A 12,812-nucleotide genomic window follows, 5' to 3' on the forward strand; every position below is an offset into this window, starting at 1 on the left:
AACAGGTTAAGCAATGAGTAATGAATTTATTTACGGTATTCACGCGGTAAAAGCGGTTTTAGCGCGTGAGCCAGAACGTTTTATTGAAGCCTATGTGCTGAAAGGCCGTCAGGACGATCGCCTGATGCCGATTTTAAGCGAGCTGCAAATGGTGGGTGTTTCCATTCAGCAAATGGCACGCAAAACCTTAGATGACAAAGCGCATGGCGCGAACCATCAGGGCATTATCGCCAAAGTGAAACCCGCTAAGCAGTTGAACGAAAACGATCTGGATGACATTTTAGCTCAGCATACGACGCCACTATTGCTGGTGTTGGATGGGGTGACCGATCCGCATAACTTAGGCGCGTGTCTACGTAATGCGGACGCGGCTGGTGTGGCTGCGGTGATTGTGCCGAAAGACAAATCAGCGCCAATGACCGCGACGGTGAGCAAAGTGGCGTGCGGCGCAGCCGAAACGGTGCCGCTTATTCGCGTGACCAACTTAGCGCGCACCATGCGTCATCTGCAGGAAAAAGGCATCTGGTTTGTTGGCACGGCCGGTGAGGCGACGCACGATATTTATCAGGCTAAATTGACTGGCCCGCTGGCGATTGTCATGGGCGCTGAAGGAGACGGCATGCGCCGTTTGACGCGGGAAACGTGCGATGACTTAATCAAAATTCCGATGGCGGGCAGTGTCTCTAGCCTCAATGTGTCGGTGGCGTCAGGTATTTGCCTGTTTGAAGCGGTGCGTCAGAGACTGGCGTCACAATAATCGGACAGGTATAGTACCCGCAACGGTCATTTAGAAAGGATGGGCATGCCCATCCTTCGTTTTTTAGAGAGTTTCCATTTTATGTTTCAACAAGACATTCAACTGATCGCTTTCGATCTTGATGGTACATTGCTTGACAGCGTGCCTGATCTGGCGGTCGCCGCAGATCAAGCGGTGCAAGCCTTGGGCTTTCCTAGTGTGAGTGAAGTGCAGGTGCGCGATTACGTTGGCAACGGGGCTGATATCTTGATTGGTCGTGCGCTGAGTCAAAGCTTGACCATTGATCCGAGTTTGAGTGATGAGCTACGTGGCAAAGCGCGCGAGCTGTTTGACGATTTCTATCAGCAGACAGGGCATCGCTTGAGTCATTTGTACCCGATGGTCAAAGAGACGCTGCAAGAGCTGCATCGTGCGGGCATAAAAATGGCTTTGGTTACCAATAAACCGAGCAAATTTGTTCCTGATGTTTTAGTGCAACACGGTATCGCCGACTATTTTGTGGATGTGATCGGTGGAGATACTTTTGCTGAGCGCAAGCCCAACCCGATGGCGCTCAACTGGCTGCTGGAAAAGCATCAATTGGATGCTGCGCAAATGCTGATGGTCGGCGACTCAAAAAACGACATTCTTGCGGCGAAAAATGCTGGTTGTGCCTCGTTTGGTTTGACGTATGGCTATAATCACGGAGAGCCAATAGCCAACTCCAACCCTGATTATGTCGCGGATTCTTTAGCCCAACTGATTGATGTGGTGCTCGTTTCTGCTTGAAGTGCGATTCGTCTCAGCCCAACGCAGTGAAAACCACTAGAAAAATACTCATCAATGAGTACACTGAGGAAACCGTGCGCCAAGTCTGCACGGTTTTTCATTTATTTAAGATTAAGAAGTCAAAGGAAGCATTTCATGAGCAAACCCATTGTATTGAGTGGTGTTCAACCGTCAGGTGAACTAAGTATCGGTAACTACTTGGGTGCTCTACGTCAATGGCAGCAGATGCAAGACGACTATGATTGCCAATATTGCGTGGTTGATCTTCATGCCATCACGGTTCGCCAAGATCCGAAAGCATTGCATGAGGCGACTCTGGACGCTCTGGCTATCTGTCTCGCAGTTGGCGTTGATCCGAAGAAGAGCACGCTATTTGTTCAGTCCCACGTGCCGGAGCATGCTCAGCTTGGTTGGCTTCTTAACTGCTACACACAGATGGGCGAACTGAGCCGTATGACTCAGTTTAAAGACAAATCTGCCCGTTACGCCAACGATGTTAACGTTGGTTTGTTTGGTTACCCAGTGTTGATGGCGGCAGATATCCTCCTTTACGGTGCGCACCAAGTACCCGTGGGCAGCGATCAAAAGCAACATCTAGAACTGGCACGCGATATTGCCACTCGTTTCAACAATATCTACGCACCAGAAAACCCGATTTTCACTATTCCTGAGCCATACATTCCAACCGTGAACGCACGCGTGATGAGCTTGCAGGATGCGACGAAGAAGATGTCGAAATCGGATGACAACCGCAAAAACGTGATCACTCTGCTGGAAGATCCAAAATCGATCCTCAAGAAGATCAACAAAGCGCAAACGGATACCGAAACGCCACCGCGCATCGCCTATGATTGGGATAACAAAGCGGGCATCTCGAATCTGATGGGGTTGTACTCAGCAGCGACGGGTATGAGCTTTGCAGAGATCGAAGCCAAGTACCAAGGCGTGGAAATGTATGGTCCATTTAAGAAAGACGTTGGTGAAGCACTGGTGGCGATGCTTGAGCCGATTCAAGCCGAGTACCATCGCATTCGCCAAGATCGCACTTATATGAATGAAGTGATGCGTCAAGGTGCAGAAAAAGCGTCGGCACGCGCCGCACAAACATTGAAACAAGTTTATCAAGCCGTGGGTTTTGTGACGCGTCCATAAATCAGAAATATTTTGCAAATAATAAAAGGTCGCCAATCAGTGCGGCCTTTTTTATTATTTCTTGCTCGCACTAATATACCTATCGCTAATATATCCCGCCTCTTTATCATATTTGAAAATTCAAAACTGAGCGTTTGCTCTAACTTTGAAAATGTTGAGTTATTGTTGATTATATTAACAACGATATTTGTTGAAAGTATAAAACCCTTCGTATTAATACTTTTATAATTGTGAAACATTTCGCATTTAATATGCTTATCTCTTTTCTTTTTGCATAAAAGAGAGACATTAGTCCAGTTTAGATAAGATCTGGTTAAACGGAACCTCTCCTCGCAGCGAAAGAAGCGAGCACGGCTTTGTGTGCCTAAAATTTGACCGATAAATATCCTGTTGGCCAATCAATGAAATAACAGAGCCCTGTTTACCATACAGAACATCATTCCAAGTTGGATTTTAAGATACAAGGAAATAGCAATGTTAAAACGAAATGCAGTGGCAATAGCGATATCTTCGCTATGTATGGCGACCGCAGTGAATGCTGCCACTATTTATCAGGATGATAATGGTGATTACCTGAAATTATATGGTGAAGTCGGCGTTGGCGGTCATATCGGGGCAAATTTTGAATACGGCGAGTTTTTCAAAGACCAAAGCTTCATCGACGACTCATTCGCTACCATGGGCGTTCGCGGCAAAAACGATCGCATGCACTACCGTTTAGAGCTCGATTACGAACGTGAAAACTGGGCAGGTGGTTCGGGCGATTTAGTGCTGAGTATCGACAAACTTTTTATCGGCTATGACGTGGTTCAAAGTCAGCGATTTAGCCAATACGTTGAAGTGGGCCTGACCGATACGGCGTTTGATGACTACGACAACTGGGGTGACCTGACCTTTGATACCACGGTGGAAACTGGCGAAGCAGGCGACCAAGACATCACGGCCAAGTACGAAGGGCAATTCTTCACCTACCTCAAAACGGGTGTCTCTTATACCTATGGTGGTAAATCTTCTTCTGGTGACGAGTTAGGCGATATTGTTAACGGCTATATTGGTTTCTTCCACGACAGCTTCTCTGTCGTGCTTGGCCTAGAAGGCCGTGGTGGTTCAGACGGTGCAACAAAATACGGCGAGCAACGCCTAGTTGGTCTGGGCGCTCGATTTGCTGTCACCGATACCATCCATCTTGGTATCAATGGTTTCTTCGAGAAAGAAGATATTGCACAGAACAAAGACTTACAGTCTGTAGATACTACTACAGGGAAGAAAACCTACATTCACAATGAATATGAAACAGAAGAAAACAAGGGCTACCTTGCTTCTGCAAAATACATTTTCAGCAAGAACTTGGAGTTCACTGCTTCCTATAACTTTGAAGAGTATGAGAAGTGGGGAAAAAACAATCAGAAGTTAAATGCGAACCAGTATAGCTGGGGTGATAGCCGCACGTGGGGCACCGTTGGCGTGAACTACAAACCAACCAAATCCAGTGTGATTGCGCTTGAGTTAAACGCAGGTGAAGCCGCACAAGATGCCTATGCGTATGCGCGCGTTTACTTCTAATCGTGTCAGAGGGAATGAGAAAAATGAATAGAAAAATGACTTTACTTGCTGGTGCGATTAGTAGCGTATTAAGTGGCGCGGCGCTAGCGGATATTAACCACATTTTAATTTCGGAATATGTCGATGGTTCAGGTAGTTATGCTAAAAACACAGCCGTTGAGCTGACCAATACAGGTAGCACAGATTACACCTTTGACGACACTGTCGGCCTTTTCTATAGCTCTTATAAGAACCAGGTATTGGTAGCGGGTTCTGGTGATGGTCAAGGCAAAGGCAACGGAACGTCGATTTTGACCGGTAAGACTATTCCTGCTGGTAAGAGTCTGGTGATTGTCAATGGCGATGCAACTGCGGAACTCACGGATTATGTCGAGCAAAATGGCGGCATTTTGCTGAAAACAGGTAACTGGACGACAGACAAATATGACTCATTGAACTTCAATGGTGGTGAAGCGGTTTGGATCGGTAGCAAAGATGCGCCGCTTGATATCATCGGTGAAAACAGCAACAACTGGGGCGCGGACGTTACCTACAAACGCGTTAATACCGCGATGACGCAGAATGCGGCATTTGTGGAAGCGAACTGGGCTGCTGAAGCGGTGGACACTTTCGCTGATCTGGGTAAGCCAACGTTTGTTGAGCCACCTGCGCCGCCAACACCTCCGACTGAAGTCACTCTTGCTGAAGTGCAAGGTTCGGGGATGTTCTCGCCATTGATTGAGAAAGAACATGGCAGCGATCTTAAGGAAGATAAGTTCTACGAAACCGAAGAAAACTATAAGTTGACCGCACGTGTTAGCCATGTGTTGATCAGTGCCAACAACGGCATCTCGAAAGGTTTCTTCCTCTACGATGAAGACAACAATCCAGCCACCTCCAACGGTCTTTTTGTTTACTCGAACAAAGCCAATGCAGATATGGTGGGCCAAGAGATCACGGTGACCGGTAAGGTACGTGAATACTTCGGCCAAACGCAGTTTAAACTGGAAACGGATGGCGAATGGGTCGTTACCGACAGCAATAAAGTTACGATTGCGCCTGCGGAAATGAAACGTCTTGAGTCCGATGGTGCATCTTTTGCTAAAACGCTGGAGCGTTACGAGGGCATGCTGGTTAAGCTGGTTGAAGACATGGATGATGCCAAAGAGGGCAATCAAAGCATGCATGTCGCACGTGCCTTTAACTTCGACTTCGAGCTTCTAGACAAAAAGCAGTACCGAAACAACATGGTGCTTGCGTACGAACGTCCGAACTTCCACCCGAACCAAGATCACGTGGCAGGCAGTTTCGAATCTCTAATGCAGCTAAATCAAAACAGAGATCGTACTCTGTTTGTCGACAGTGCGGTTGCGCCAAAGAACGGTGAGATCCCTTATTATCCAGCGTTTAATAGCGACCCACAGAAAAACTATATTCGCATTAACGATACGGTCAAAAACCTTGAAGGTGTCATGACCTACAGTTACGACGAGTATCGTTTAGTGCCAAGTAATCAGTTGAGCACTAGTGACATTGTACACAATACGCCACGTACGACTGCGCCAAGTATCAATACCGATAATGGTTCTGACGGCTTTGTGATTAAAGTGGCAACGCAAAACGTACTCAACTATTTCAACTCGCCATTCGGTGGGTCAGATAACACGTTTGGTGATAACCGTGGTGCCAAATCCTCGCTGGAATTTGAACGTCAGCAGGCAAAAATTGTTGAGGCTATCTATGGCTTGAATGCCGACATCGTCGGTCTGATGGAAGTGGAAAATAATGGTTTTGGTGACTTTGGCGCAATCAAAACCTTGTTAGCAGCCATCAATGCTAAATATGACTATGAAAATTATGGCGATCGCAATCATGCTCGCTCTATTCATAATCGCTATGTCTTTGTTGGCTTTGATAAAAATGGCGACCAAGTGTTGGATGATCTCGACACCATCGGCAGTGATGCGATCACCACAGGCGTTATCTATCGCCCTTCAAAAGTGTCACTACAGTTTGGCAAAGTTATCTCGATGCCTGAGCAGCATGCACCGATGATTGAATACCCTGAAGGGGGCGCGATTGTTGGTGAAGATGGTGAGATCCGTGAAAGCGGCGCCAACTTCCAGCGCAATACCATTGCTGCGACCTTTGGCGTGCTCAATACTGGTAAGAAACTGACCGTTGCCATCAACCATTTGAAATCAAAAGGCTCAACCTGTTATGAAGATTGGGCAGGATGGCAGAACTGGGCGAATTTCAACCCAGTGACCGACGATGTTCGCGATGACGACTACCAAGGTGCGTGTGAGAACGTCCGTGTTGCGGCCGCGGTGCATCTGGGCGAAGAGATGGCCAAGCTATCGGGTGATAAAGTGCTGCTGGGCGATATGAACTCCTACGCGCACGAAGATCCTATGTTGGTTCTGACCAGTAACCCAACGGGCAAAGCGCTGTACGCTGCAGGTTATACCTACATCGATGGCCAGCCACAGTATGGTCCTGAAGGTGCTCGCATCACCAAGACGTATGGCTACCTGAATGCAGTCGATCTGTTTACTGCGCAAGGCGAAACCTCATGGAGTTACTCGTTTAACAATGAAATTGGTTCGCTTGACCATCTCTTGGTTTCGCCATCAATGAAAGATCGCTTAGTGGATGCGAAAGATTGGCACATCAACGCGCCAGAATCGAACCTCTACGATTATGGTAACTACAAGAAAGAACCGAGTGAACAGAGCAATCCATTCTATGCTCAAACGCCGTTCCGTTCATCAGACCATGACCCAGCGCTACTGGTGATTGGTTATAAATATGGTGAAGCGGGTGAGAACCCAGTCACTGTCGCGGTGAAAAGTGGCCGAGCGGACATTGCTTTCCCAGTGTCAGCCAAAGCGAAAAAAGGTGATGTAGCCGAGATCGCTATCTCGCCTCGCCCTGCAGGCGTCGCGCTACCGAAAGTAACTTTGAGCAATGATGGTGCGCAAACGGTGATGTTTGACGTGGTTGGCCTGAATGCGGGCGAGTACACCTTCACCATGACACTCAAACGTGATGCGGTTGAGAAGAGCGCAGCGCAAGAGACCGTTGAAAGCAAAGCGCTGGAAATGTCGGTGGTTAAACGTGACTCAAGCAATGTGAAGCCAGTGTATCCAGAGAACGACGGTTCTGGTGGTAGTTTTGGCTTTGGTGCCCTGCTGTCACTCCTTGGCTTAGGCCTGCTACGCCGTCGTCGTTGATCGGCTCTGAAAGGGTTGGCGCTGCTGCGTCAGCCCTTTTTTCTTTCTCAAGTGGATGGCTCAACACGAGCACTCACACATCAAAAAACTTGTTTACCGATGAGGGTTAACAATGAAAAAAAGTCTTATTGCCGCCGCTATTGGGGCGGTGGTTGCACCGAGCGTGCATGCCAATATCGTCATCTCGGAGATCACTGAAGGCAGTGGTAACAACAAAGCGATTGAGATTGCAAACGTCGGCGCAGCGTCAGTGCTGCTTGATGGCTACACCGTGGAACTGGCGGGCAACGGCAAAGATTGGGGAAATAAGCTCTCTCTCGATGGCGTGACCTTGGCCTCTGGGCAAACCTACGTGATCATCAATAGCGGAGCGGCTGCGGACCTCAAAGAAAAAGGGGATATTGCATCTGATGTTACTTATTTTAACGGTAACGATGACGTCGCGATTAAGAAAGATGGCACTATCATGGATATTGTCGGGAATCGAGATGGGAAAGATTTCAACAAAGATGTTACGTTAAGACGCACCGACTTCTCACCATCCACCACTTATGATGCGAATAAATTTGCCACCGTGGATATGAACGATTGGAGTGATTTTGGCAACGTGGAGATCGGCGGTGGTACCAATCCCGATCCTGACCCAGATCCCGATCCAGATCCACAGCCGCAAGTGCTGATCAGTGCTCTGCAAGGCAGCGGCTGGGCATCGCCTTATACCGATCCGGCCAACGGCAAGTTTATCTCTAGCGAAAGCTTTACCGTTGAAGGGGTGATCACGGCGATTCAAACGCAAGCGTTGGACGGGGATTTACCAGTCGGTTTCTTCATGCAAGATGAAACGCCAGATAGCGATGCGAAAACGTCGGACGGTATTTTTGTGGCGGCCAGTGTGGATGGGCTTGCCGTTGGCGACAAAGTACGTGTTACAGGTCCTGTTGAGGAAAACTACGGCTGGACACAAATGCCTGCGACCGCAGTCGAGAAAATCGGAACGGGAAGCGTGAGCGCGGTCGCGGTGACGACACTCAGCGACGACGCAGAGTTTGATTTTACCTTAGAACGCTACGAAGGCATGTTGGTGAAGCTGACTTCCACCACCGACATGAAAGTGTCTCGCAGCTACAGTTTTGATGAGGGACCACAGCGTTACAACTTGGTGCTGACTCAGGGCAAAGTGAATGTCCACCCGAACCAATCTTTCTTCCCCGGCACACAACAAGCAGCGCAAGCGGCTGATTGTAATGATGATGCCCGCCTAGTGGTGGAATCATTTAGCAAAGACACTCAAGGTCAACCTAGTTGGTATCCTGAGTTTGGTAAAACAGACATCGACCAAAATGGTTCGAGTGAAGATTACATTCGAGTGGGTGACCGCGCGAGCAACCTGCAAGGTGTGCTCGGCTATTCTCACTCTGACTACCGTCTGTATGTGACAGAAGAGGCGAACAACGACACCTTTATCGCTCGTGGCAACAACCGTACTCAGGCGCCTGTGCTGAAATCAGGCGACGTGCGCATTGCGACGTTCAATACCGATGAATACTTCAATAGCTTGGTTGGTAATGGCGAGGCGAATCCGTATCTCAGCGCAGGGCAAACTGCGGGGGCAGAAAATGCCACGATATTGCAACAGCAAACGGCTAAATTGGCTGCGGCATTGGTTGCACTCGATGCGGACATCGTTGGTGTGATTGGGGTAGAAAACAATGGCTTTGGTGAAAGCTCTGCGATCGTGCAGTTGGTGTCTGCCGTCAATGCCAAACTGCCAGAAGCGAAAAAGTATGAGATAGTCAAAGAGAAAGATCTTACGCACATCGGTCGCTTGGCGAGCAGCAACTATGTCATCTATCGCCCTAGCGTTGCGGGTATAAAAGCCACTCAGGTGATTGCGATGCCAGAGCAGCGCTTGGAGGGTGGGCAAGTCATCGCTCAGCCAGATGCGCTGGTGCCTGAGTTCTCTTTTAAAGATCGTGACGAAACACTGACGGTTGCCGTAACGCAATTTGTCGATAAAGATCAAGCGTGTTTGGAAGATACCTCCAATAGCGATAAACAGGGTGCATGTGAGAACTTGCGCGTCTCTGCTGCCGATTATCTTGGCCAGAAACTGGCTGACATCGACGGTGAGAAGGTGATTCTCGGTAACCTCAATAGCTATGGCAAAGAAGACGCCATCACCGTTCTGACCAATCGCACCTCGTTGCCAGCGGGTTACAAAGTCATCAAAGCCGCAGCTCAAACGTTTGTCGATGACAAAGCGTTTGATAGCGAAAGCCGTGTGATCGAGGCCAGCTACGGATACGAAAACGTGCTCGATATTGTTGCACCAAAGAGCTTCAACAGTTTGAACGGTGATGAAAGTGGCAATTTGGATTACATCCTCACTTCCGCCGGTTTGAAAGCGAACGTATTGGATGCTGGCCATTGGCATATCAATGCCGCTGAATCTGCCTTGTTTGCGGCTGATCACAGCGTAGGACAGAACTATGCAGATGCCTACCGCGCGGCAGAAATCGATCCTGTTGTGGTGGACATTGCCTTTGCGGGTAAGCCGCTCGATCCTGTCGACCCAACGCTGCCTGGTGATAAGCCGATCGTTGTTGGGACGCCGATTGCACTGCCAAGCGAACCCATCAATGAGCCGCGTCTCGAAGCGCCGTCAACGGCTGGTTTTAAATATCTTGTCGATCTCACCGCGTACACGGGTTCTTCTTATCTCAAAGTGGGTGATGAAGTGGTGGTGAGCTTTAGTGACGCCAATGCGGCTTTTGTCGCTACCTCGTCCAGTGTTGCCAAAGACGTGTTGGATGAATTTGAGATCGCACTAGGTTGGACCGAAGTGCCTATCACGGGTATTGCCGCTGGTGAATATACGGTGACCACCAGTATTGATGGCACGGTATTAGAGCGTAAACAAGTGGCGGTTGCTGATAACAGCAGTGACTCGGATGGCGGTAGTACAGGCTTAGGCGCGTTGTTGGCGTTACTCGGCCTTGGCTTCTTACGTCGTAAGTTCAACTAATTCGCTGCCTAAAGGAGAGGAGTGCTTGCACTCCTAAGCAAAAGATATGAAAAAGACATTATTGACTTTACTGATTCCATGCGCGTTTAGTGCGAGCGCCGCTTACCAGCAAGCCCACGATCCTCATGTGGTGGGCGGGTTACCTACCGTGACCTGTCAGATGGAAATCGTGACACCGCCGGTCACACCGGGAGAAACCCATAACCCGGATGGTTACTACGACAGCGCGCTCGATCTGAGCGGAGATGCCCTGAAAGCGGCGCTAAACCAAATCATCTCTACTGGCATCATCAAGCTACCGTACTCTTCGAGCAGCTTTGATGTGTGGGATGCACTGGATATCACCGATGAAGATCCAAACAACAGTAACAATGTGATTCTACTCTATACCGGACGTTCACAAGCGAAAGGGCAGAAATCAGGTCAGGGCTCGCTGGGTCAAGATAACTGGAACCGCGAGCATACCTATCCGAAATCGAATGGTGGCTTTGATAACAGCAACGCTTACGCATACACCGATATCCACCACCTGCGTCCAGCGGATGAATCGGTCAATGGTAGACGAGGTAATCTGGAGTTCGATAACGGCGGCTCTGCGGTAACAGAAGCGCCCGGAAACTACGTTGACAGTGACTCATTTGAGCCACGTGATGCCGTGAAGGGCGATGTGGCGCGTATGATGTTCTACATGGCGACTCGCTATGAGGGCAAAGACAGCAGCGATCCGGCTAATCCAGATCTTGAGCTCGTACCTGCGGTCACCAACAATGGCACCGCGCTGGGCAATGTGTGTGTGCTGCTGGAGTGGAACAGCCAAGATCCGGTGGACAATTTCGAGTTTGAACGCAACGCCAAGATTCAGAAGATTCAGGGCAACCGCAACCCGTTCGTAGATAACCCACACTGGGCCGAGTCTATCTTCCGCAAAGATTGTACGCAGTAGATTTCGAACGGGATATAACCCTTACTATCCAAGGCCAGCGCATGCTGGCCTATGTCCACCCATCCATCACTTCTCTGTTTAACACTCACTTAGTGCGTTCAATGCCTGCCGCTTTCAAAATGTACTTCTCATAGATTGGCTCGCTGGTGCCTTTTTTCACTTTGTAGAGGAAATACTTTTCGAAGGCGATTTTGGCTAAATGCACCCATTGTCCCATCCCGGTCCAGTTGGTATTACGTGGGGGATTCTGTGGTAGGGCAACAAAGGCCGCGCCTTTATCTCCCATGTCAGCAAGGCATAGTGCGTTCAAGGTCGGTTTGGTATGCATCTGTTCGCCTTTTTCTAGGCTGAGAATGTTTTCCACAATCGTCGTCGTCATGGATTCAATCATAAAGCCCGTTTTTGGTGCACCGACAGGAACCGGTGTTTCTTCCAAGGGAGGGATGGCTACACACACGCCAGCCGCAAAAATTTCAGGGTAGACAGGGCTGCGTTGATATTCGTCGGTGAGTACAAACCCTTTGGGATTGCAGAGCTCAGGAACCGCAGCAATCGGCGCTGCACCTTTAAACGGTGGTAGAAACATTGCCATGGTGAAGGGCAGGTGATGTTCAAAATCCACTTCACCTTTGCGATTGAGTTCTTCAATGTGTGCCGTACCGTCCTCAAAGTGCGTGGTTCTGGCGTTGCAGATCCATTTGATGCCCCTCTCGCGAAACTCATGTTCCATCAGCGCTTTGGAATCCCCTACGCCACCCAATCCCATATGACCCACGTACGGTTCACTGGTTACAAAGGTCATTGGAACACGGTCGCGCACTTTCAGTTTTCGCAATTGGCTTTCCAGAGAGAGAATGTATTCGTAGGCCGGGCCGAAACAACTTGCGCCTTGCAGTGCCCCAACGATGACGGGGCCTGGGTTTTCAACCAACTGTTGATAGGCTTGATGGGATTTAACAGCGTGATCAACCGTGCAAATCGATTGGGTAAAGCCATTTTCTGGTCCGGCTCCCGGTACGGCTTCAAATGCCAATTTAGGCCCTGTGCAGATCACCAAATAGTCGTAATGATATTCTTCACCATCGCCCGTTTTTAGTCGGCATGCTTTGGCATCAATGTGTGCCACACCAGAGACATTGAAAGGAATATTAAATTTTTTTACATAAGGCGTGAGTTCTAAAACGACTTGCTCTTTGGTGCGTTCTCCCAATGCCACCCATGGATTGGATGGAATAAAATGAAACTCCGATCCTTCGTTAATGAGCATGACTTCATGATCGCTGGGCAATTTTTGTCTGAGTTCATACACGACCGACATGCCACCTAAACCGGCACCAATGACTATGGTTCTCTTCATTTTTAATTTCCTTTATTAGCTATTGCTAAAGT

General features: G+C 48.9%; 8 protein-coding genes. 7 read left to right on the forward strand and 1 reads right to left on the reverse strand.

The genetic code is table 11. The features are described 5' to 3' along the window. Nucleotides 1–13: 13 nt before the first annotated feature. From rlmB to UF06_RS06295, 7 genes are all read left to right on the forward strand, one after another. Nucleotides 14–757 (forward strand): 23S rRNA (guanosine(2251)-2'-O)-methyltransferase RlmB, encoded by a 744-nt coding sequence (gene rlmB, locus UF06_RS06265; protein WP_045569683.1) that lies wholly within the window; start codon nucleotides 14–16, stop codon nucleotides 755–757. An 81-nt stretch (nucleotides 758–838) separates the two neighbouring features. Then, nucleotides 839–1,525, forward strand: coding sequence for a phosphoglycolate phosphatase (locus UF06_RS06270; RefSeq protein WP_082069592.1), 687 nt, complete (start codon nucleotides 839–841; stop codon nucleotides 1,523–1,525). A 135-nt stretch (nucleotides 1,526–1,660) separates the two neighbouring features. Next, entirely contained in the window at nucleotides 1,661–2,677 is a 1,017-nt protein-coding gene (gene trpS / locus UF06_RS06275) for a tryptophan--tRNA ligase (RefSeq protein WP_045569685.1), read from the forward strand. Nucleotides 2,678–3,151: 474 nt separating this feature from the next. Beyond that, a complete protein-coding gene (locus UF06_RS06280) occupies nucleotides 3,152–4,240 on the forward strand; it encodes a hypothetical protein (RefSeq protein ID WP_045569686.1) in 1,089 nt (362 codons plus the stop codon). Nucleotides 4,241–4,263: 23 nt separating this feature from the next. After that, nucleotides 4,264–7,455, forward strand: a complete 3,192-nt coding sequence (locus tag UF06_RS06285) for an ExeM/NucH family extracellular endonuclease (RefSeq protein ID WP_045569687.1) — start codon at nucleotides 4,264–4,266, stop codon at nucleotides 7,453–7,455. A 112-nt stretch (nucleotides 7,456–7,567) separates the two neighbouring features. Then, entirely contained in the window at nucleotides 7,568–10,480 is a 2,913-nt protein-coding gene (locus UF06_RS06290; protein ID WP_045569688.1) for an ExeM/NucH family extracellular endonuclease, read from the forward strand. Between the two features lie 46 nt (nucleotides 10,481–10,526). Further along, nucleotides 10,527–11,423, forward strand: a complete 897-nt coding sequence (locus UF06_RS06295) for an endonuclease (protein ID WP_045569689.1) — start codon at nucleotides 10,527–10,529, stop codon at nucleotides 11,421–11,423. Nucleotides 11,424–11,508: 85 nt separating this feature from the next. On the opposite strand, the gene UF06_RS06300 is transcribed toward UF06_RS06295, so the two are convergent. Further along, nucleotides 11,509–12,780: an FAD/NAD(P)-binding oxidoreductase gene (locus tag UF06_RS06300; RefSeq protein ID WP_045569690.1), complete on the reverse strand. Its 1,272-nt coding sequence runs from the start codon at nucleotides 12,778–12,780 to the stop codon at nucleotides 11,509–11,511. Between the last annotated feature and the right edge of the window lie 32 nt (nucleotides 12,781–12,812).

Origin of the sequence: Vibrio sp. S234-5, from assembly GCF_000960595.1 — a bacterium.
Lineage (GTDB): Bacteria > Pseudomonadota > Gammaproteobacteria > Enterobacterales > Vibrionaceae > Vibrio.